The organism is Sulfitobacter mediterraneus, assembly GCF_016801775.1.
GTDB lineage: Bacteria > Pseudomonadota > Alphaproteobacteria > Rhodobacterales > Rhodobacteraceae > Sulfitobacter > Sulfitobacter mediterraneus_A.
In genome coordinates this window covers 3,122,008-3,143,332 of record NZ_CP069004.1, presented here as the reverse complement: position 1 = coordinate 3,143,332, position 21,325 = coordinate 3,122,008, and the positions used below count along the sequence as shown (strand labels likewise).

Here is a 21,325-nt window from a genome sequence, read left to right as displayed (position 1 = left end):
GCCAACCTGCTGCTACTAATCCGCCTCTGAGCGTGCCATTCCGGCGCGCCCGCTCAGGGGGATGTGCCGCGCGCCAATGGATTTCAAAGCAGACAAGAAAGACCCAGACATGACAGATATATCCAAACAAGACCGCGTCTTGATTTTTGACACCACGTTGCGCGATGGGGAACAATCCCCCGGCGCGACCATGACCCACGCCGAAAAGCTCGAAATTGCGGGTCTTCTGGACGAAATGGGCGTCGATATCATCGAGGCCGGCTTTCCCATTGCCTCCGAAGGAGACTTCAACGCAGTGAGCGAGATTGCCCGCCTGTCCAAGAACAGCGTCATTTGCGGGTTGGCCCGTGCGCAATTTGGCGACATCGACCGCTGTTGGGAAGCGGTGAAACATGCCCCTCAGCCGCGCATCCACACTTTTATCGGCACCTCGCCGCTGCACCGCGCCATTCCGAACCTGACCATGGACGAAATGGCCGACCGTATCCACGAAACCGTAACCCACGCCCGCAACCTTTGCGACAATGTGCAATGGTCGCCAATGGATGCCACGCGCACCGAATTGGACTACCTCTACCGGGTCGTGGAAATCGCGATCAAGGCGGGTGCGACAACGATCAACATTCCCGACACCGTTGGCTATACCGCCCCGCGCGAAAGCGCCGATCTGATAGCAAAACTGCTCGAAAACGTGCCCGGCGCGGATGAGATCATCTTTGCCACCCACTGCCACAACGATCTGGGCATGGCGACCGCCAACAGCCTTGCCGCGGTTGAGGCGGGTGCACGCCAGATCGAGTGCACGATCAACGGCCTTGGAGAACGAGCGGGCAACACCGCGCTCGAAGAGGTCGTGATGGCCCTGAAAGTGCGCAATGACATCATGCCGTTCCAGACCGGCATCGACAGCACCAAGATCATGAACATCTCGCGCCGCGTCGCGGCGGTGTCTGGCTTTGCGGTGCAATTTAACAAGGCCATTGTAGGCAAAAACGCCTTTGCCCACGAAAGCGGCATCCACCAGGACGGTATGCTCAAGAACGCCGAAACCTTCGAGATCATGCGCCCCGAAGATGTGGGCCTGACCGAAACCAATATCGTGATGGGCAAGCATTCGGGCCGGGCCGCGCTGCGCTCCAAGCTGGAGAACCTCGGGTTCGAGCTCGGCGACAACCAGCTCAAGGATGTGTTTGTCCGGTTCAAAGAACTCGCCGATCGCAAGAAGGAGGTCTATGATGACGACCTCATCGCTCTCATGCGCACCGCAACCGACAGCGAGGCAGACCAGATCAAGCTCAAGTCGATGCATGTGATCTGCGGCACCGAAGGCCCAAATCAGGCGCGGATGGTGCTTGATGTGAACGGCGAGGAGCACAGCACCGAACAGACCGGCGATGGCCCTGTGGACGCAGCATTCAACTGCGTCAAAGCCATTGTGCCCCATGATGCGCGCTTGCAGCTTTATCAGGTACATGCGGTGACGGAGGGCACAGATGCGCAGGCCACGGTTTCTGTGCGCATGGAAGAGGACGGTCGGATCGTCACAGGCCAATCGGCGGACACTGACACGGTTGTGGCATCGGTCCGCGCCTATGTGCACGCACTGAACCGTTTGTTGGTCCGCCGCGAAAAAGGCGGCACGGACAAACGCGAGGTCAGCTACAAAGACGTGAGCTAAAGGGGTTTCGGACCGCAGATGCGGTCCGACCAACCGGGGGCGCTGCCCCCGGACCCCCGGGATATATCTGACCTGCAAAAGAAATGAAGTTGGCTGAAATCACTACGCCGGGGAACGACAAGCGCCCCCCGGCCGAAAAAAGCAATGCTTCTTCCGCAGGCACGGCCATCGGCGTCCCCGCCTGTACCGCATTTCTTAATCTCCTTTGAAAATCTTAAGAAACTCTGAATAACAGACTTTCGCCTGAGCGTTTTCTTTTGCAGGCCAAAATATTCCTGGGGGATTCGGGGGGCAAAGCCCCCCGACCGGTCGGGCCATGTCAATGGCCCGAAACCTCACCTATAAGGATTTCTCGCCCCACGGTCCGCGCTCAGTGAGGCCTGGCCGCGTTCTACAATGAGGACACTGGCATCTGCCAGATGTTCCCGCTCTATCGCCTTGGCACCGCGTTCCACCCTCAGTTTATGTGCCTCCAGCATCACTTCGGCATGGCTGACTCCGCGCGGCGGGATAAAGGCATAGCAGGCCAGCTCGATCAGCAGCCCAAGCGGATCTTTGAAATAGATCGAATGCATGAACCCGCGGTCCTTGACCCCGGAATGGCCGATCCCGCGGGCTTCGAGCCGCTCGATAATCTGATCGAACATCGCCCGGTCCACTTCGAACGCGATATGATGCACACAGCCGGGATCGGTGGGCGTGCGCTTGTGCACCGGTTTGCGCTCTTCGTTGGTAAAGATCGTGATAAGCCGCCCGTCACCTGGATCGAAATAGAGATGCCCTTCGTTGGGGTCGTCCAGATTGGGCTGGTCAAAGATGAATGGCATGCCCAGCACCCCTTCCCAGAAGTCGATTGAGCTTTGCCGGTCTGCGCCGGTCAGGGTGATGTGATGCACGCCCAAGCTTTGAATTTTCTTCATTTCACGCCTCTCCTTGTTGCCGCTTTGTCCTTCAATATAGGGCACCGGCGACAAGATGCCGAATGTCTTTGCCAAACCCCTTTCACCTGCCCCTGTGCGGGCCTATAAGAGCCCCCAGCCCGCCACTGTCAGAGTCGCGGGCCATTATGACTTTAACAAGGTGCGCGACCTTATGAATATCTTTGGAAACCTCGGCGGTTTGTTTTCGTCCGACATGGCAATTGACCTCGGCACGGCCAACACCCTGGTCTATGTCAAAGGCAAAGGTATCATCCTGTCGGAGCCTTCGGTCGTGGCCTACCACGTCAAGGATGGCGTCAAGAAAGTGCTGGCCGTGGGCGAGGATGCCAAGCTGATGCTGGGCCGGACGCCCGGCAGCATTGAGGCGATTCGTCCGATGCGCGAAGGTGTAATCGCCGATTTCGACACCGCCGAAGAAATGATCAAACATTTCATTCGCAAGGTGCACAAACGCTCCACCTTTTCCAAGCCCAAGATCATCGTTTGCGTGCCGCATGGTGCCACGCCAGTTGAAAAACGGGCGATCCGCCAGTCGGTTCTGTCCGCAGGGGCGCGCCGCGCCGGCCTGATCGCAGAGCCCATCGCAGCCGCCATTGGTGCAGGCATGCCAATCACCGATCCAACCGGCAACATGGTTGTGGACATCGGCGGCGGCACGACCGAGGTGGCAGTTTTGTCGCTGGGTGACATCGTTTACGCCCGCTCCGTGCGTGTCGGCGGCGACCGTATGGATGAGGCTATCATCAGCTATTTGCGCCGCCAGCAGAACCTGCTTGTGGGTGAAACCACCGCCGAGCGGATCAAAACCTCTATCGGCACCGCACGGATGCCCGACGACGGGCGCGGCACGTCGATGCAGATCCGTGGGCGCGACCTGCTCAACGGGGTGCCAAAGGAGATCGAAGTCACGCAGGCCCAGATCGCCGAAGCGCTTGCCGAACCCGTGCAGCAGATTTGCGAGGCGGTGATGACCGCGCTGGAAACCACACCGCCGGATCTGGCCGCAGACATCGTAGATCGCGGTGTGATGCTGACGGGCGGCGGTGCGCTTTTGGGTGATCTGGATCTGGCCCTGCGCGAGCAGACAGGGCTGGCCGTATCTATCGCGGACGAATCCCTTAATTGTGTGGCGCTTGGCACCGGCAAGGCGCTGGAATATGAAAAACAACTGCGCCACGCCATCGACTACGACAGCTAACCGCAAAACCCCACCGGCCCCCCGGTCAGGAGCGTAACACCCCATGGCCAAAGACCGTTCCCAGTCCAGTGACTATACCGGCCCGCTGCGCCGGCTGCTCCTGGCTGTGCTGGTGCTGGTCCTGGCGGCGGTGTTCCTGCTTTGGCGGATCGACAGCCCGCGGGTGGAGCGGTTCCGCGCCCAGATCACGGACCGGTTGGTCCCCAATCTGGATTGGGCGATGGCACCGGTCACCGGCACCATCAACCTTTTGCGGGATTATCAAAGCTATCAACGTCTGGCCGAACAAAACCGCGAGCTGCGCAGCGAATTGCGCCAGATGCAGGCCTGGAAAGAGGCTGCGTTGCAGCTGGAGCAGGAAAACGCCCGACTGCTGGATCTCAACAATGTGCGGCTTGATCCGCGCCTGACCTTCATCACCGGCGTTGTGCTGGCCGACAGTGGGTCACCTTTCCGGCAATCCGTGCTGTTGAATGTGGGGGCACGCGACGGTCTGGTTGATGGTTGGGCCACAATGGACGGGATCGGCCTGGTTGGGCGGATTTCCGGTGTTGCAAAGAACACCGCGCGGGTGATCTTGCTCACCGATGCTTCCAGCCGTATTCCCGCGATCATTCAACCCTCCGGCCAGCGTGCCATTGTGGCAGGTGACAACACCGCCGCGCCGCCCATCGATTTTCTGGAAAACCCGGATCTGGTGCGCCCCGGCGACCGGGTGATCAGCTCTGGCGATGGGGGCGTGTTCCCGGCGGGTCTGTTGATCGGGCAGGTTGCTGCCGATCCGGGTGGGCGTTTGCGGGTGCGTTTGGCCGCAGATTATGAGCGGCTCGAATTTTTGCGGGTGCTGCGCCATCACGGCAACGAACAGGTCTCCGACACCGCACAGGTGATCACCGAAAGTGGTCCGTTGCCCGCCGTGGAAAATCACGACGCGACGGACGATCAGCCATGAATGATCTTTCGCAAACACGGCTTTGGCTGATGCGGGCGGCGTTTTTGTTTCTGGCTCTTGTTATCCTGTTCTTTCACCTGTTGCCTCTGACGACGACGCCAAGCCGATGGACTGGCCCTGATCTATTGCTTGGGTTTGCCTGCGCGTGGTCGCTGCGGCGGCCTGAATATGTGCCGGCTCTGGCCTTGGCGCTGGCCTTTCTGATGGCTGATCTGCTGTTGCAGCGCCCGCCCGGTCTTTGGGCCTTGCTGGCGTTGATGGGCTGCGAAAACCTTAAATCCCGCGGGCGCAACCTGCGCGATTCCAGCTTTGCGGTGGAATGGCTGACCGTGGGCGTCGTGATCATCATGGTGATGATGGCGAACCGGTTCCTATTGGCCATTTCATTGGTCGAAGTACCGCATCTGCCGCTGGTCCTTTCCGAACTGGGCATGACCTTGCTATTCTATCCATTGATCGTTCTGGTCACCCATGGGCTGATGCGGGTTCGAAAAACAGCGCCGGGTGATCTGGATGCGCACGGCCAACGGGCCTGAGACGGGAGACACGCGTGAGACGCAACCGCGCCGAAAATGATGCCAGCCACAACAAGCTGACGCGCCGTGCCGCATTGCTTGGTGGGGCGCAGCTGTTGTTTATGGGCGGTCTTGCGGCGCGGATGCGGTATTTGCAGGTGGATCAGGCGGACCAGTTCCGTCTTCTGGCCGAAGAAAACCGCATCAACATCCGTCTGATCCCGCCTGCTCGCGGCGAGATTTTTGATCGCAACGGTATTCGGCTGGCGCAGAATGTGCCGTCCTACCGGATCGTGATTGTGCGTGAGGATGCCGGCGATGTTGAGGCGGTGCTGGACCGGCTGGCGCAGATCATCACCCTTGATCCCGAAGTGCGGGAGCGTGTCTTGGCTGAGGTCAAGCGCTCCGCGCCGTTTTTGCCCGTCACGATCATCGACGATGTCAGTTGGGAGGACGTGAGCAAGGTCAGCGTGAATGCGCCTGCCCTGCCCGGCGTCACACCCGAGGTGGGCTTGACCCGCGTCTACCCGCGCGGATCGCATTTCGCCCATGTGGTGGGAAGGGTCGGCAGGGTCAGTCAGGCGGATCTTGATGCCCTCGAAGACCCGGACCAATTGCTGCGCATTCCACGGTTCCAGATCGGCAAGATCAACGTAGAAGCGCGGCAGGAATCCTTGTTGCGCGGCAGCGCCGGCACCAAGCAGGTCGAGGTCAACGCAACTGGCCGCGTGATGCGCGAGCTGGCCCGCCGCGAGGGGCAATCAGGCGCGGATCTGCAATTGACCGTGGATGCCAATCTGCAAGGCTACGTCCAGGCGCGTCTGGGCGATGAATCTGCCGCCGTCGTGATCATTGATTGCGAAACCGGTGATCTGGTCGCCAATGCCTCTGCGCCCAGCTATGACCCCAACCTCTTTATCGGCGGCATTTCGTCTGCCGATTATAATCCGCTGTTGCAATCGATCTACCGCCCTCTGGTGAACAAGACCGTCCAAGGCAGCTATCCGCCCGGATCAACCTTCAAGATGATCGTGGCCATGGCCGCGCTGGAGGAAGGCCTCGCCGGACCGGACGACACCGCCTATTGCCCCGGCTTTGTCGAAGTGGCCGATCGCAAGTTCCACTGCTGGAAACGCGCCGGCCATGGCTGGGTTGATCTGGGCAATTCGCTCAAACAATCCTGCGATGTCTATTATTACGATCTGGCGCTCAAGGTCGGCATCGAAAAGATCAGCGCCATGGCAAACCGCTTTGGCCTCGGAATCCGGCATGATCTGCCACTGTCTTCGGTGTCTTCGGGGCTGACACCAACAAAGGACTGGAAAAAAACCGTGCGCGGGGCCGATTGGGTGATTGGCGATACGGTCAACGCCTCCATCGGGCAAGGGTTTATGCTGGCCTCGCCGTTGCAACTGGCCGTGATGACCGCCCGCATCGCAACGGGCCGTGAGATCACGCCGCGGCTGATTAAATCAGTAGACGGTGTGGAACAGCCACCAAGCATCGGAGGACCTTTGGGGCTGAATGAAAACAATCTGCGCCAGATGCGCCGCGGCATGTATGACGTGGTCAACAACCGCCGCGGCACCGCCTACAAGTCGCGGATCATCGCGGAAGATATGCGCATGGCGGGTAAAACCGGCACCAGCCAGGTGCGCAATATCACTGCCGCTGAACGGGCGCGCGGTGTGACCCGTAACCGCGATCTGCCTTGGGAACGCCGCGATCACGCGCTTTTTGTCAGCTTTGCGCCCTACGACAAGCCTCGATATGCAGTGTCGGTGCTGGTCGAACATGGCGGCGGCGGGTCCACGGCGGCAGCGCCGATTGCCCGTGATGTGATGCTGCAGGCTCTTGCCGGAGGAGAGCCGCCGCTGGAAGCCTATCCAACCGGCGACCGCGACCGCATCCGCGAGCAGCAACGCAAGCTTCGCGATATCCAGCCGATGGCCAAGATTGACGGGAAGGATCAAGCATGAGCTATCTTGAACACTCCGTCAAATCCGTTCCCACAGGCCTGCGCAAGGTGTTGTTCGTGAACTGGCCGCTTGCACTGTTGCTGGCCTCGGTCTGCGGTATCGGCTTCCTGATGCTGTATTCCGTGGCGGGCGGATCATTCTCGCCTTGGGCGGAGCCGCAGATCAAACGTTTTGCCCTAGGGCTTGGGGTGATGTTCACGGTGGCCTTTGTGCCAATCTGGCTGTGGCGCAACCTGTCTGGCCTAGCCTATGGCGTGTCGTTTCTGCTGCTGCTTGCGGTGGCCTTCATCGGGGAAGAGCGTAAAGGCTCACAACGATGGATCGACCTTGGTTTTATGGACCTTCAGCCCTCTGAGTTGATGAAAATCACCCTGGTGATGTTTCTCGCCGCCTATTATGACTGGCTGCCAGCCAAGAAAGTCTCACGGCCCTTCTGGGTTCTGTTGCCGGTGTTGATCATCTGCGTGCCCACGGCTTTGGTCCTGAAACAACCTGATCTCGGCACCTCCATCCTGCTGCTGACAGCGGGGGGCGGGCTGATGTTTCTGGCAGGTGTGCATTGGGCATATTTTGCGGCCGTAATCGCCTCTGGCGTTGGGTTGATCACGGCGGTTTTCCAGTCGCGCGGCACCACGTGGCAACTCTTGAATGATTATCAGTACCGCCGCATCGACACCTTCCTTGATCCCTCTGCCGACCCATTGGGCGCAGGCTATCACATCACCCAATCCAAGATCGCCCTTGGCTCTGGCGGCTGGACCGGGCGCGGATATATGCAAGGCACGCAATCGCGGCTGAACTTCCTGCCGGAAAAACACACCGACTTTATCTTCACCACGCTGGCCGAAGAGTTTGGCTTTATCGGTGGTGTGTCTCTGCTGAGCCTGTATGCGCTGATCATCGTCTTTTGCATCGGCACTGCGCTGCTCAACAAAGACCGGTTTTCATCCCTGCTCACACTGGGCATTGCGCTGAACTTTTTCCTGTTCTTCGCGGTCAATATGTCGATGGTGATGGGCCTTGCCCCCGTGGTCGGAGTGCCCTTGCCACTGGTCAGCTACGGCGGCTCTGCGATGCTGGTGCTGCTGCTGGCATTTGGACTGGTGCAAAGTGCGCATATCCACAGGCCGCGATAACGCCCCGTCCACTCAGTTCCAAGGTAGCAAAATGACCATTTTTCATCTGGCCTATAACGTCCGCGATCTGGACAGCGCCCGCACATTCTATGGTGAAACGCTGGGCTGCACGCCGGGCCGGTTCACCGAGACATGGGCTGATTTCAACTTTTTCGGCCATCAGATTTCCCTACATCTGGGGGAGCCTTTTGCCACCGCTGCCACAGGCAAGGTGGGCGATCACATGGTGCCAATGCCGCATTTGGGTGTAATCCTCGCGCTGGACGACTGGAAGGCCTTGGCAAAGCGGCTCACGCAGGCCGGAGTGGATTTTGTGATTCCACCCAGCAGCCGCTTTGCCGGTGAACCGGGCGCGCAAAGCACGATGTTTTTTCACGATCCATCGGGCAACCCGATTGAGATCAAGGGATTTGCCGATATGTCAGGGGTGTTTGCCACATGATCAACGTTCTTTTTGCCGCCCGTCCCGAACGCTGGACCACCTATGAACAGCCACTGCGCGATGCACTTGCCAAGGCGGGGCTCGAGGCCAATCTTGCCATCGACCTGCCCCCCGAAGAGGTCGATTATATCGTCTATGCCCCCAACAGCGATGTGCAGGATTTTGCCCCCTACACCCGCGCCAAGGCGGTGCTGAACCTCTGGGCCGGGGTGGAGAACATCACCGGGAATGAGACCCTGACCATCCCGTTGGCTCGGATGGTTGATCCGGGGCTGACCAAAGGCATGGTGGAATGGGTCACAGGCCATGTGATGCGCTATCATCTGGGGATCGACACGGACATTCTGCGCAGTGATGCCAAATGGCAGCCCCGCACGCCGCCTTTGGCACAGGAACGATCGGTTGTGGTGCTGGGCCTCGGGGCATTGGGCGCAGCGGTGGCACAGACCCTGCTTGGTTTGGGCTTTGAGGTTTCTGGCTGGTCGCGCAGCGCCAAATCGATTGAGGGCGTGACTTGTTATTCGGGGGATGCGGGCCTGACGCAGGCTTTGGCACGGGCCGAGATCGCCGTGCTGCTTTTGCCAGACACGCCCGCCACGGAAAATACGCTGAACGCTGAAACACTGTCAGCGATGCCGAAGGGGGCTTTTGTCATCAACCCCGGACGTGGGCCACTTATTGATGACGATGCTTTGTTGGCGGCGCTCGACAATGGCCAGATCGCCCACGCCACGCTGGATGTGTTCCGGGTGGAGCCCTTGCCGCAGGACCATCCCTATTGGGCGCATCCGCAGGTCACGGTTACACCGCATATCGCCGCCGAAACCCGCGCCAGCACTGCATCAGAAGCCATCGTTGAGAACATTCGCCGCGGCGAAGCGGGCGAGCCGTTCCTCAATCTGGTGGACCGATCACTGGGGTATTGACCGGTCCTCAGCCGCGCATCAGGCCGCCAAACCCCGGCCTTTCAGCAGCGCCTCAACTCCCGGCAAGCGCCCGCGAAACGCGACATAAAGCTCTGCCGCGTCGCGGCTTCCGCCGGTGGACAGGATATGCTGCTCCAGCGCTTTGGCCCGTTCCGGATCAAAGGCGCCCCCCGCCTCTTCAAAGGCTTCAAAGGCATCGGCATCCATCACCTCGGACCACATGTAGCTGTAGTATCCGCTGGAATAGCCATCGCCGGAAAACACATGGGCAAACTGCGGCGTGGCATGACGCATGCGGATAGCCTCTGGCATGCCAAGCGCCGCCAGAACTTCGGCCTGTTTTGCCATCGGATCGGCAGGGGGCTGTCCATCATGAAACGCCAGATCAACCAGCGCAGAGGCAACATATTCCACTGTCTGGAATCCCATATCAAATGTTGCGGCCCCCAGAACCTTGTCCAACATGTCTTGCGGCATGGGCTCTCCGGTTCTGGCATGGGTCGCGAATTCGCCCAGAACTTCCGGCACCTCCAGCCAGTGTTCATAAAGCTGGCTGGGCAGTTCAACAAAATCACGCGCCACAGAGGTGCCACTGACACTTTCATAGGTTACATCCGACAACATCTGATGCAGGGCGTGGCCAAATTCATGGAACAGTGTCCGCGCATCGTCATAAGACAGCAGCGCCGGGTCGGCCTTGGCAAAATTGCAAACGTTGATGACCACCGGGCTTTGCACCTTGGGGAATTTCGCTTGCGATCGCATCGCGGAACACCATGCGCCGGACCGTTTTGACCCGCGGGCGAAATAATCACCGATAAACACCGCCACATGTTTGCCATCGCGGGTGACCTCCCATGCGCGGCAGTCCGGATGGTACAGTGGCACATCGAGAGGCGCGAAATTCAGACCGAACAGACGGGTGGCGCAGGCAAAGGCCGCGTCTATCATCCGGTCCAACTGAAAGTAAGGCTTCAACGCAGCTTCATCCAGATCATGCTCGGCGGCGCGGCGTTTCTCGGCGTAGTAACGCCAGTCCCAGGGGGCCAGATCGCCGTTGATGCCATCATCATGCATCATCCGGGTCAGCACTTCGGCGTCGGCATTGGCCTGGCGCTTTGCAGGCTCCCAGACCTCCATCAGCAGGCCGCGCACTGCCTCCGGTGTTTTGGCCATTTCGGTTTCCAATTTGAAATCCGCAAATGTGTCATAGCCCAGAAGATTTGCCCGTTCCTCGCGCAAGGCCAGCGTTTCGGCGGCGATGGCGCGATTGTCGGTGTCCCCGCCATTTGCTCCGCGTGCCTCCCAAGCGAGAAAGGCTTTCTCGCGCAGGTCGCGGCGCGGCGAGAATTGCAGGAATGGCACGATGAGGGATCGCGACAGGGTGACAACCGGCCCAGCGGCACCTTTTTCCTCGCCTGCCGCACGGGCCGCAGCCACCACGAAATCGGGTAGTCCTTCCAGATCATCCTCGGACAGCTCCATGAACCAACTGCGTTCATCCGCGAGCAGGTTTTGGGTGAATTGCGTGCCCAGCACGGCCAGCCGCGCCTTGATGTCTTTCATGCGCTGTTCTTCTTCGCCTTCGAGCGCGGCGCCCGCACGGACAAACCCGCGATGGGTCAGCATCAAGACCCGCGCCTGTTCCTCTGTCAGGTCCAGATCGTCGCGTCCGGCCCAAAGCGCGGCCACACGCGCAAACAATGCTTTGTTGCTGGAAATCTCAGAGAAATGCGCGGCCAGCTTGGGGGAAAAGTCGCGCTGCAACGCCTCGCGGGCCGGGTTGCTGTCGGCCCCTGCCACGGTGAAGAACGCACCCAACACTTTGTCGAGCGCCCCGCCTGCCGCCTCCATCGCACCGATGGTGTTGTCAAAATCCGGCGCCGCAGAGTTGCCCGCGATGGCGTCAATCTCGGCCCGGTGTGCGGTCAATGCCTCGTCCAGAGCGGGGGCAAAATCATCGTCAGAAATGGCGTCAAACGGGGCCAGCCCAAAGGGCGTGCTCCAGTCTTGCAAAAGCGGGTTTGTCATGCGGATCTCCTTTGCGCTCAAGCTAGGGCGCAGGTCCGCAGGTTACAATCGGTGACAGCGCTGCCGCGTGATTAAATCCGTTCGAATCCACCAAAGATCATGCGCGCCCCGTCAAAGGGAAAATCGCCCATCTCGCCCATCGCAGGATCGCTCATCGCTGCCTCCATGCCGCTGTCGGCAGTGGCTTTGTCCGGCCATGTGATCCAAGAAAACACCACGGTTTCATCCTCTTTGCACTGCACCGCCATGGGAAAGGACGTCACTTTGCCGGGGGGCACATCCACGCCCCAGCAATCCACGACCTCCAACGCACCGTGTTTCTCGAACAGCGGCACCATAGCGCGGGCCATCCGGATGTAGGCCTCTTTGTTGGCGTTGGGGACTGCGACAACCATGCCGTTGACATATGGCATCTGATTTCTCCTTGCTGTGTTTGTTAAACCTAGCAGAGAACATCACGGCCGTCAGGATGGCTCACCAGCTCCACAAACCGGGCAATCCTTTCGCCGGGATAGAGTGATCGTGCGGCTTTCACCAAAGAGCGCATCATAGATCAACATCTGACCCCGCGCGGGGTTGCCTGCACCGGTGATCAGTTTGATCGCCTCTGCCGCCATCATCGCCCCGATCACGCCCGGCAAGGGGCCAATCACACCTGCCTCGGCACAGCTCGGCGCGAGATGCGCAGCGGGCGCTTGAGGAAAAATACACTGATAGCAGGGGGCTTTTAGCGCCGGGTCAAAGACGCTCAACTGTCCTTCCCATTGGCTCAGCGCGCCAGACACTAGCGGCGTTTTCTCTGCGACACAGATCGCGTTAACCAAGTATCGCGTTTCGAAGTTATCCGTACCATCCAGCACCAGATCATAGTCTGCGATCAATTCGGTTGCGATCTCCTCGGTCAGGCGGCGGTGATAGGGGCGCACTGTGACAAAGGGGTTTTGGGCTTCCATTTCTGCCTGGGCCGAAAACACCTTGGGCATGCCTATGGCCGCATCCTTGTGGATGACCTGCCGTTGCAGATTGGCATTCTCAACGACGTCATCGTCGATCACGCCGATGGTGCCAACGCCCGCCGCCGCGAGGTATTGCAGCGCCGGAGCGCCGAGACCGCCCGCGCCAACCACAAGCACCTTGGCATCCTTGAGCGCCCGCTGCCCTGCGCCGCCAATCTCGCGCAGTACAATGTGGCGGGCATATCGGTTGAGCTCAGTGTCTGAAAAGGCGGCAGATTTCTGCGCTGTGTCCGGCGCGTTCTCGATCTTCGGCGTGGCCTTCAGGCGCAGTCTCTTCAAGATCGCCCGGTATCCCGCCACGATCAGGGCAAAGCCACCCAGCAAAAGCCAGGGTGCAGGGCTTTGACCTGTCATCACCCGCAGGGGGTGCAGGTCTGGAAAGGCCAGTTGAATGCCCAAAACCGCAACATAGAGAATCGCCAGTAACGTGAGCCGCAGCCGTCGCGGTACATCAAAGACCATACCGCCGAACCAGATGCCGGCGGCGATGAGCAGAACCAAAACCATCAGCCGACCCCGGTAGAGCCAAATCCGCCACTGCCGCGTGCGGTTTCGCCCAGTTGTGCAGCCGTTTCGAACCGGGCCTGCACAACAGGAGCAACAACCATTTGTGCGACACGCATGCCGTGCGTTACCTCAAACGGCTCCGCGCCCGTGTTCAGCATAATAACCCCCACGGGCCCGCGGTAATCGCTGTCGATGGTGCCGGGGCTGTTGGGCAGGGTGATGCCATGTTTCAACGCCAGACCGGAACGCGGGCGCAGCTGCACCTCAAACCCCGGCGGAATTTCCAAATGCAACCCGGTCGGGATCAACGCGCGGCCCATTGGCGGCAGGACCACCGCACAGTCTGGCAGATTGGCCCGCAGATCAGCCCCCGCCGCGCCCGGTGTTTCATATGCAGGCAGGCCCAGTGCGGTATCGGCACCTTCTGCCCATGTCATCTTGATGGTTACCACTTTCTACCCCTATGCCGCCTAACCCGAGATCGCATCCGCAATCCGCGCGGCCAATTTGCGGGCCACCTCATCCTTGCCCATGCGCGGCCAGCTTTCTGCACCTGTGTCAGTAATCAAGGTCACAGCGTTTTCTGTACCGCCCATGATGCCTGTGGCGGGGGATACGTCATTGGCGACAATCCAGTCACAACCCTTACGCTTCCGCTTGGCCGTGGCGTGATCAATCACATCATTGGTCTCTGCTGCAAATCCCACCATGAGCGGCGGGCGGCCTTTCGTCATCTGGCTGACCGTTTTCAGGATGTCAGGGTTTTCGGCAAAGGCCAGGCTCGGCAACCCGTCTTTGGATTTCTTGAGCTTGCGGTCACTGGCCCCGTCCACGCGCCAGTCTGCCACGGCGGCGGCAAAGACGCCCGCATCCACTGGCAGGGTATCTTGCACCGCCTGCATCATGTCCTGCGCGGTTTGCACCTTGATCACTGTGACACCCTCGGGCGGCGGCACATCGGCGGGACCGGTGACAAAGATGACCTCTGCGCCCAGCGCCGCCAGAGCAGCCCCTATGGCACTGCCCTGCGCACCAGAGGACCGATTGGCGATGTAGCGCACCGGATCAATCGGCTCATGCGTGGGGCCAGAGGTGACAAGCACCCGCTTGCCCTTCAAGGGGCCATCGGCCAACCGCGTCTCGATGGCCGCGACGATCTCGAGCGGTTCGGCCATACGGCCCGGTCCAAATTCGCCGCAGGCCATGTCGCCCTCATTCGGGCCAACCACGGCAATGCCATCGGATTTCAAGATGCCCAGATTGCGCTGGGTCGCGGGATGGTCCCACATGCGCACATTCATTGCAGGTGCGATCATCACCGGGGTATCTGTGGCCAGCAGGAGCGTTGAGGCCAGATCATTGGCATGGCCCTGCGCCATTTTGGCCATCAGATCGGCGGTCGCGGGGGCCACCACCAACAGATCGGCAACGCGGCTAAGCTGGATATGACCCATCTCGGCCTCATCACCCAGATCGAAGAGATCCTGAAACACCTTTTTCCCCGCCAGCGCAGAGACTGATAGGGGCGTCACAAATTCCGTTCCAGCCCGCGTTAGGACCGGCGTGACCTCGGCGCCGCGTTCACGCAGGCGGCGGATCAGGTCAAGCGATTTGAAGGCGGCAATGCCACCCCCGATGATCAGCAGAATATGTTTGCCTGCCAGCATGATGCGCCCTTTCGCGGCCCCGTTCGGGACAAATCATAGGGCGCGGGGCGGCAATCTGCCAGCCCTTGCTCACGGCTGCGTCAATTGAGGAAATGCCGGATCTCTTTGGACTGCCCCTCAAGCGATTTGCGCATCTTTCCAAAGGCCGCCGCCTCCAACTGGCGCACACGCTCCTTGGACAGGCTCAACTCATCGCCGAGGCTTTCCAAGGTGCGGGGTTTGTCGCGCAATTTGCGTTCGCGCAGGATGAATTGTTCACGGTCGGTCAATTCGCCCATCGCCGAGACCAGCCAATTGCGCAATTGCGCGATGTCATGGCTTTGCTCAACCACATCTGCGGCCTGCGCGCTCTCATCCACCAGCGTATCAATCCACTCGCGGCCTTCGTCCTCCGCCGACTGTGTGGCATTCAAAGAAAAGTCGGAGCCGGACAGACGGCCATCCATCATTTCCACGTCATGAAGCGGCACGCCAATCTCGGCCGAGATCATCTGCCGCATCTGATGCTGATCAAGGGTTTCACCATTGGACGACGCCGTCCGCTCCAGTTGCGCCTGCACGCGGCGCATATTGAAGAACAGCGACTTTTGCGAAGAGGTGGACCCGGTGCGCACCATCGACCAGTTGCGCATCACATGGTCCTGAATACTCGCCTTGATCCACCAGATTGCATAAGTCGAAAATCGCACGCCGCGATCAGGGTCAAACTTGTCCGCCGCTTTCATCAGACCAAGTCCGGCCTCCTGGATCAGATCGTTCATCGGTGCGCCATAACGCTTGAATTTGCCCGCCATCGAAATGGCCAATCGCATGTAGGCAGTTATCAACCGGTGCAGAGCGGCTTCATCGCGGTTGTCGCGCCATGCATAGGCCAGTTCAAGCTCGGTCTCGGCATCGAGAAGTTCGGCCTTCATCGCCGTTCGGGTCAGAGAAAACTCACGCGCGGATTGCATTGTCATTGGATGATCTCCCCTCCCAGAAGCGGCACACCTTGTGGTTTACCTTTGTGAAAGATACGCATGAACCTCAGGTTTGGTTCACTTCTGGAACGAAAAAATGTTGCCGCGATCTACCTTCGTGCTAGGAGGCGCCGCCTCCGGCAAATCAAGTTGGGCTGAAGAGTTCCTGGAAAAAGATGCGCGGCCAATGGTTTACCTTGCCACGGGTCAAATTTTCGATGACGAGGTCGCGGCCAAGGTAAAAATCCACCGGGATCGCCGCGATGCGCGTTGGCGCACGGTCGAAGCGCCTTTGGATCTTGCCCCGGTTTTGGCTGATCTGACCGATGCGGAGACAGTTTTGGTCGATTGCGCCACCATGTGGCTGACCAACCATTTGATGCAGGAAAATGACCTGGCCGCCGCCCAATCCGATTTCCTGCAAGCTTTACGCAATTGCGCCGCCCCTTGGGTGATCGTGTCCAATGAGGTAGGCCACGGCATCGTGCCTGACAACGCGCTCGCCCGGCGGTTCCGCGAGGCACAGGGACGGCTCAATATCGCGCTGGCGGCCGAGGCCGATCTGGTCGTTCATGTCACTGTTGGCCTGCCGCAAGTTTTGAAAGGCGTTTTGCCATGACCGTTTGGCACTGGGTACGCCATGGCCCGACCCATGAGAAAACATTTGTAGGCTGGCGTGATGTGCCCGCAGATCTGTCCGACACTGCACAAATCGCGCGGCTGTCTGAGCATCTGCCATCACCTGCTATTGTAATCTCTTCCGATTTGATCCGGGCCAGCGCAACGGCTGATGTGCTGCACCATCGGAAACGTCGCCGCCTGCCCCATGCGGCGGATCTGCGAGAGCTGCACTTCGGCGTTTGGGATGGCATGCACTTCACCGAGGTCGCGGCTCGCGATCCTGAACTGTCCCGCGCTTATTGGGAAACCCCCGGCGACATCGCACCGCCTGGCGGCGAAAGCTGGAACCAAACAGCGGCGCGGGTAAACCGCGTGGTGGATCAGTTGAACGCCGCCCACCCCGACGCGCATATTATCGCGGTGGCGCATTTTGGCGTGATCCTGACGCAGGTGCAGCGGGCCATGGGCGCCTCTCCAACAGAGGCGATGGCGCACAAAATCGACAACCTGTCGGTGACGCAGCTGTCACATCACAAAGGTGAGTGGAACATCGGGCATATCAATCACGTTCCGTGATGACCCTCCTCACGAAACAGCGATTGTCAGCTTATTCCGACCACGGTTATCTGCGCCTATGAGTTATGATCTTTATATCGGCGATCGCACCTTCTCTAGCTGGTCCTTGCGGGGCTGGCTGATGCTGGAAAAATTCAACCTGCCCTATCAGGCACATCTGGTCGGCCTCTATGGCGGCACTATGGCGCAAGAGATGGCTGATCTGGCCCCTGCCGTTCTGGTGCCAGCCTTGCGCACGCCGGAAGGCACGGTTGTCGGGGAAAGCCTTGCCATTGCCGAAACACTCGCCGAGCGGCACCCGGATGCCGGGCTCTGGCCCAAAGATGCCGCAGAACGCGCCGCCGCCCGCTGGCTATGCGCCGCGATGACCGCCGGATTTGGCGCCTTGCGCGATGCCTGCCCTATGCAGCTACAGCATGTGAACAAAGGCTTTGCTGTCTCTGAGGCCGTGCAAAAAGATCTGGACCGGATTGAGGTGCTTTGGCAGCACGCGCAGGCCACACGCAAAGAAGACGGCCCCTGGCTCTTTGGCAGATACAGCCTTGCCGATGCCTTTTACGCGCCGATCTGTGCCCGTATCGTAGGGTACGACCTGCCGGTCAGTGACGCCGCGCGTCGGTATTGCGAGACCACGATCAACGATCCGGCGTTCAAGGAATGGCGGGCTGAGGGGCTTAAGGTCACTTACGATCCCTTCCCCTATGACATGGGCGTTCCGGTCAGAAGCTGGCCCGTCGCGGAGTGATCCAATCGCCTGATTGCCTGACCTTTGCCGGGGCGGACGTTAACCATTCCTAAAGACACCCTGCCTAATCCTTAAGCCTCAGGTTGAGGGGGGTTTATGGTTTCACGCGCCTATTCGGTGGCGTTTCAGGGGGTAGAGGCCCGGATGGTCGAGGTGCAATGCGCCGTAACTACTGGGTTGCCAGCGTTTTCAATCGTGGGCCTGCCCGACAAAGCCGTGTCCGAAGCCCGCGACCGCGTGCGGACTGCGCTCAGTTCCATGGCAATCGCGCTGCCTTCCAAACGTATCACCGTGAACCTCAGCCCTGCCGATTTGCCCAAAGAGGGCAGCCATTTTGATCTGCCAGTTGCCATGGCACTGCTGGCGGCGCTCGACATCCTGCCTGATGACGTCACCCAGAACATCGTGGCCTTGGGCGAATTGTCACTGGATGGCACCTTGGTTCCGGTCGTTGGCGCGCTGCCCGCTGCGATGGCCGCGGCGGAACACAATCGCGGACTGCTTTGCCCCGCAGGTTCCGGTGCCGAGGCGGCATGGGTTGGCACGACCCAAGTGATTGCGGCCGCCACTTTGGGCGATGTGGTCCGTCACTACACCGGTCAAAATCCATTACGCCCCGCCGAGCCCGGCGAAGTGCCTGATGCGCCGCAAGGGCGTGATCTGCGTGATGTAAAAGGGCAGGAACGCGCCAAACGGGCGCTTGAGATTGCGGCGGCCGGGCGGCACCACCTTATGTTTGTCGGCACACCCGGATCAGGCAAAAGCATGTTGGCGGCGCGGCTGCCATCGATCCTGCCGCCGTTGACACCAGCAGAAGCATTGGAAACCTCGATGATCCATTCGCTGGCCGGACTGTTGGACGAAGGCGGCATTTCCCGCGCCCGCCCCTTTCGCGAGCCACACCACACCGCATCCATGGCCGCGATTATCGGTGGCGGACGTCAGGCCAAGCCCGGTGAGGTCAGTCTGGCACACAACGGGGTTCTCTTCATGGACGAGTTTCCCGAATTTCCACGCACGGTTCTCGAAACACTGCGCCAGCCGATCGAGACCGGCGAGGTGATGATTGCCCGCGCCAATGCCCATGTGAAATACCCCTGCCGATTCATGCTGGTGGCGGCGGCCAACCCGTGCAAATGCGGCTACCTCAGCGACCCCGACCGTGCCTGCGCCCGCGTACCGCACTGCGGTGAGGACTACCTTGGCCGCATTTCAGGGCCGCTGATGGACCGGTTTGATCTGCGCGTGGACGTGCCACCTGTCGCCTTTACGGATCTGGACCTGCCTGCTGGCGGTGACAGTTCGGTCGAGGTAGCCGCACGGGTTGCGCAAGCCCGCGGCGTGCAGGCCACGCGATACAAAGACATGGATGCGATGCGGGTCAATGCAGATGCCGAAGGGGATCAGCTCGAAAAAATCGCAACCCCGGACAGCGAAGCGCGGGCGCTGCTGGTGAAGGCGGCAGAGCGGTTCAATCTGTCGGCACGCGGGTATCACAGGGTGATCCGGGTGGCGCGCACCATCGCCGATCTGGAAGGCTCAGACACGGTGCGCAAGCCCCATATCGCCGAGGCGATCAGCTTTCGCTTGGCCGGGCCGGCAGTGTCCTGATCCAGGTGGCAAGGTCATCCAGCGTTTGCCGCGCCTCGGGCAGGATATTGTGCAGAATCGGCCAAACATGGGGTAAATCATGCTTCTCCTCCAATTGCACCGTCACCCCACAATCCCGCAACCGGGCGGCGATGGCATGGGCGTCATCTCGCAATATCTCGGTGTCCCCCACCGTCAGCCACACCTGCGGGGCGCCGGTGAAATCGGCGTGAACCGGGCTGACTGCCGGATCAGCAGGATCGCAACCGCAAAGATAGGCCTCACTGCATTCTGCGGCCCGCGCTGCGGGCAAAACCGCCTCTCGCCGGGCGTTCTGAACAAAGCTGTTGCTGTTATGCGCCATATCCGTGAGCGGTGAAAAACAGAACACAGCGGCGGGCCCATCAGCCCCATCGGCGCAAAGCTCAGCCAAAAGGCCCAGCGCCAATGCAGCGCCAGCGCTGTCACCGCCCAAGACGATATCGGAAGGAGCGATGCCCTGCGCCAATAACCCGTTCCAGGCTTGGCGCAAATCCTGTTTCGCCGCAGGGAAAGGCGCCTCTGGTGCCAACCGGTATTGCGGCAAGAAGACCCGCGCTCCGGTCCGCCGCGCCAGTTGCGCCATCATCGCCGCATGGGTGCGCGGGCTGCCAAAAACGAAGGCACCGCCATGAATGTAAAGAATAACCCGTTTGGCGTGCGGCTCTCTTGGGCGCACCTCCAAGGCGTCCACGGTGCCATTTGCACTGCTCAACTTGAGCCAGTTCTGCCGGGTGCCGCGCGGCGCGTGAAACAGGAACTTCGCCTTCAGCTCAAGCGAACGGCGCAATGCGGCAGCATCCTTGGCGCGGGCCATGGCCGGTTTTTCCACCTGCCGCATCCAGAAATTGATCAAGGGGCGGCGCAGACTCATGCCCGGCGGGCCTCAATGGCATCCCAGATTTTTGCGGCGATGTTGACCCCGTCAAACCGCTCCAACTCCTGAATGCCGGTGGGGGAGGTCACGTTGATCTCGGTCAGGAAATCGCCGATCACATCGATGCCGACAAAGACCTGCCCCTTTTCCTTGAGCAGCGGCCCAATGGCATCACAGATCTCAAGATCTCGCTCGCTGAGCCCGATCTTCTCGGGCCGCCCCCCCACGTGCATGTTGGACCGGGTCTCGCCAGCCGCCGGCACACGATTGATCGCACCGACAGGCGCACCGTCAACGAGGATCACGCGTTTGTCCCCCTTAGACACCGCTGGCAGGAACTTTTGCACAATCAGCGGCTCACGCGAGAATCCGGTGAACAGTTCATGCAACGAGGTCAGGTTACGGTCCTGCGCATCGAGCCGGAACACACCTGCACCACCGTTGCCGTATAGCGGCTTCAGGATGACATCGCCATGTTTGGCCTTGAACGCTTTGATCGTTTCGAGGTCGCGCGCAATCGTGGTGGGCGGCGTCAAATCCGGGAAATCCAGAACCAACAGTTTTTCGGGATAATTGCGCACCCAAAAGGGATCATTGACCACCAAAGTGGTCTCTTTCAGACGATCCAACAGATGGGTCGAAGTGATGTAATGCATGTCAAATGGTGGGTCTTGCCGAAGCCAGACAACATCATAGTCCGCAAGATCCACTTCGATCTCCGGGCCAAGCTGGGCATGGTCGCCCTGAACCCGCTGCACAGTGAAGACATGCCCGCGCGCAGTGATCTTTCCCTCTTGATAGGCCAAATGATCAGGCGTGTAGAAGAACAGCTCATGCCCTCGCGCCTGCGCCTCCTCAGCGAGACGAAAGCTGCTGTCGGCGTCAATGTTCACGTCCCCAATAGGGTCCATCTGAAAGGCGATTTTCATG

General features: G+C 60.1%; 21 protein-coding genes. 12 read left to right on the top strand and 9 right to left on the bottom strand.

The genetic code is table 11. The features are described from left to right. The first annotated feature begins 109 nt into the window (after positions 1-109). On the top strand, positions 110-1,678 hold the full coding sequence (locus tag JNX03_RS15515; protein ID WP_203209905.1) for a 2-isopropylmalate synthase: 1,569 nt from the start codon (positions 110-112) through the stop codon (positions 1,676-1,678). A 335-nt stretch (positions 1,679-2,013) separates the two neighbouring features. Here JNX03_RS15515 and JNX03_RS15510 read toward each other — a convergent pair whose 3' ends face one another. Continuing rightward, complete coding sequence (locus tag JNX03_RS15510; protein ID WP_203209904.1) at positions 2,014-2,598, bottom strand: VOC family protein; 585 nt, start codon at positions 2,596-2,598, stop codon at positions 2,014-2,016. A gap of 172 nt (positions 2,599-2,770) precedes the next feature. Between JNX03_RS15510 and JNX03_RS15505 the strand changes: the two genes are divergently transcribed. From JNX03_RS15505 to JNX03_RS15475, 7 genes are read left to right on the top strand one after another with little or no spacing between them, the layout of a single operon-like run. Continuing rightward, positions 2,771-3,817, top strand: a complete 1,047-nt coding sequence (locus JNX03_RS15505) for a rod shape-determining protein (protein WP_025049534.1) — start codon at positions 2,771-2,773, stop codon at positions 3,815-3,817. Between the two features lie 43 nt (positions 3,818-3,860). Then, positions 3,861-4,769, top strand: a complete 909-nt coding sequence (gene mreC / locus JNX03_RS15500) for a rod shape-determining protein MreC (RefSeq protein WP_203209903.1) — start codon at positions 3,861-3,863, stop codon at positions 4,767-4,769. Beyond that, entirely contained in the window at positions 4,766-5,305 is a 540-nt protein-coding gene (locus JNX03_RS15495) for a rod shape-determining protein MreD (RefSeq protein ID WP_203209902.1), read from the top strand. The genes mreC and JNX03_RS15495 overlap by 4 nt, the downstream gene beginning before the upstream one ends. A gap of 14 nt (positions 5,306-5,319) precedes the next feature. Beyond that, on the top strand, positions 5,320-7,263 hold the full coding sequence (mrdA, locus tag JNX03_RS15490; protein ID WP_203209901.1) for a penicillin-binding protein 2: 1,944 nt from the start codon (positions 5,320-5,322) through the stop codon (positions 7,261-7,263). Further along, on the top strand, positions 7,260-8,399 hold the full coding sequence (rodA, locus tag JNX03_RS15485; RefSeq protein WP_203209900.1) for a rod shape-determining protein RodA: 1,140 nt from the start codon (positions 7,260-7,262) through the stop codon (positions 8,397-8,399). Before mrdA ends, rodA begins: the two co-directional genes overlap by 4 nt. A 31-nt stretch (positions 8,400-8,430) precedes the next feature. Beyond that, on the top strand, positions 8,431-8,841 hold the full coding sequence (locus tag JNX03_RS15480) for a VOC family protein (RefSeq protein WP_203209899.1): 411 nt from the start codon (positions 8,431-8,433) through the stop codon (positions 8,839-8,841). Beyond that, the gene (locus JNX03_RS15475; protein WP_203209898.1) at positions 8,838-9,767 is read left to right on the top strand and encodes a 2-hydroxyacid dehydrogenase; all 930 of its coding nucleotides are present in this window, start codon (positions 8,838-8,840) and stop codon (positions 9,765-9,767) included. The genes JNX03_RS15480 and JNX03_RS15475 overlap by 4 nt, the downstream gene beginning before the upstream one ends. An 18-nt stretch (positions 9,768-9,785) precedes the next feature. On the opposite strand, the gene JNX03_RS15470 is transcribed toward JNX03_RS15475, so the two are convergent. The 6 genes from JNX03_RS15470 to JNX03_RS15445 form a co-directional block, all read right to left on the bottom strand. Continuing rightward, a complete protein-coding gene (locus JNX03_RS15470; RefSeq protein ID WP_203209897.1) occupies positions 9,786-11,798 on the bottom strand; it encodes a M3 family metallopeptidase in 2,013 nt (670 codons plus the stop codon). A gap of 71 nt (positions 11,799-11,869) precedes the next feature. Then, positions 11,870-12,211 carry a DUF1428 domain-containing protein gene (locus tag JNX03_RS15465; RefSeq protein ID WP_203209896.1) on the bottom strand — a complete coding sequence of 114 codons (342 nt, stop codon included), beginning with the start codon at positions 12,209-12,211 and terminating at the stop codon, positions 11,870-11,872. Positions 12,212-12,262: 51 nt separating this feature from the next. Next, positions 12,263-13,321 carry a HesA/MoeB/ThiF family protein gene (locus JNX03_RS15460; protein WP_203209895.1) on the bottom strand — a complete coding sequence of 353 codons (1,059 nt, stop codon included), beginning with the start codon at positions 13,319-13,321 and terminating at the stop codon, positions 12,263-12,265. Continuing rightward, positions 13,321-13,758, bottom strand: a complete 438-nt coding sequence (gene dut, locus JNX03_RS15455) for a dUTP diphosphatase (RefSeq protein ID WP_238936765.1) — start codon at positions 13,756-13,758, stop codon at positions 13,321-13,323. The genes JNX03_RS15460 and dut overlap by 1 nt, the downstream gene beginning before the upstream one ends. 33 nt (positions 13,759-13,791) lie before the next feature. Then, a complete protein-coding gene (gene coaBC, locus JNX03_RS15450; protein WP_203209893.1) occupies positions 13,792-14,988 on the bottom strand; it encodes a bifunctional phosphopantothenoylcysteine decarboxylase/phosphopantothenate--cysteine ligase CoaBC in 1,197 nt (398 codons plus the stop codon). A gap of 80 nt (positions 14,989-15,068) precedes the next feature. Next, positions 15,069-15,947: an RNA polymerase factor sigma-32 gene (locus JNX03_RS15445; RefSeq protein ID WP_203209892.1), complete on the bottom strand. Its 879-nt coding sequence runs from the start codon at positions 15,945-15,947 to the stop codon at positions 15,069-15,071. A 97-nt stretch (positions 15,948-16,044) separates the two neighbouring features. Here JNX03_RS15445 and cobU point away from each other — a divergent pair, with 97 nt between their 5' ends. The 4 genes from cobU to JNX03_RS15425 all read left to right on the top strand — a co-directional run bounded on the left by cobU (position 16,045) and on the right by JNX03_RS15425 (position 19,500). Beyond that, entirely contained in the window at positions 16,045-16,566 is a 522-nt protein-coding gene (gene cobU, locus JNX03_RS15440; protein WP_203209891.1) for a bifunctional adenosylcobinamide kinase/adenosylcobinamide-phosphate guanylyltransferase, read from the top strand. Continuing rightward, positions 16,563-17,144 (top strand): histidine phosphatase family protein, encoded by a 582-nt coding sequence (locus tag JNX03_RS15435; protein ID WP_203209890.1) that lies wholly within the window; start codon positions 16,563-16,565, stop codon positions 17,142-17,144. Before cobU ends, JNX03_RS15435 begins: the two co-directional genes overlap by 4 nt. A 58-nt stretch (positions 17,145-17,202) precedes the next feature. Next, entirely contained in the window at positions 17,203-17,889 is a 687-nt protein-coding gene (locus tag JNX03_RS15430) for a glutathione S-transferase (protein ID WP_203209889.1), read from the top strand. A 96-nt stretch (positions 17,890-17,985) separates the two neighbouring features. Next, positions 17,986-19,500, top strand: coding sequence for a YifB family Mg chelatase-like AAA ATPase (locus JNX03_RS15425; RefSeq protein WP_203209888.1), 1,515 nt, complete (start codon positions 17,986-17,988; stop codon positions 19,498-19,500). Here JNX03_RS15425 and JNX03_RS15420 read toward each other — a convergent pair. After that, positions 19,466-20,392, bottom strand: coding sequence for an alpha/beta hydrolase (locus JNX03_RS15420; protein ID WP_203209887.1), 927 nt, complete (start codon positions 20,390-20,392; stop codon positions 19,466-19,468). The two genes, JNX03_RS15425 and JNX03_RS15420, sit on opposite strands and share 35 nt — an antisense overlap. After that, complete coding sequence (gshB, locus tag JNX03_RS15415) at positions 20,389-21,324, bottom strand: glutathione synthase (protein WP_203209886.1); 936 nt, start codon at positions 21,322-21,324, stop codon at positions 20,389-20,391. The genes JNX03_RS15420 and gshB overlap by 4 nt, the downstream gene beginning before the upstream one ends. Between the last annotated feature and the right edge of the window lies 1 nt (position 21,325).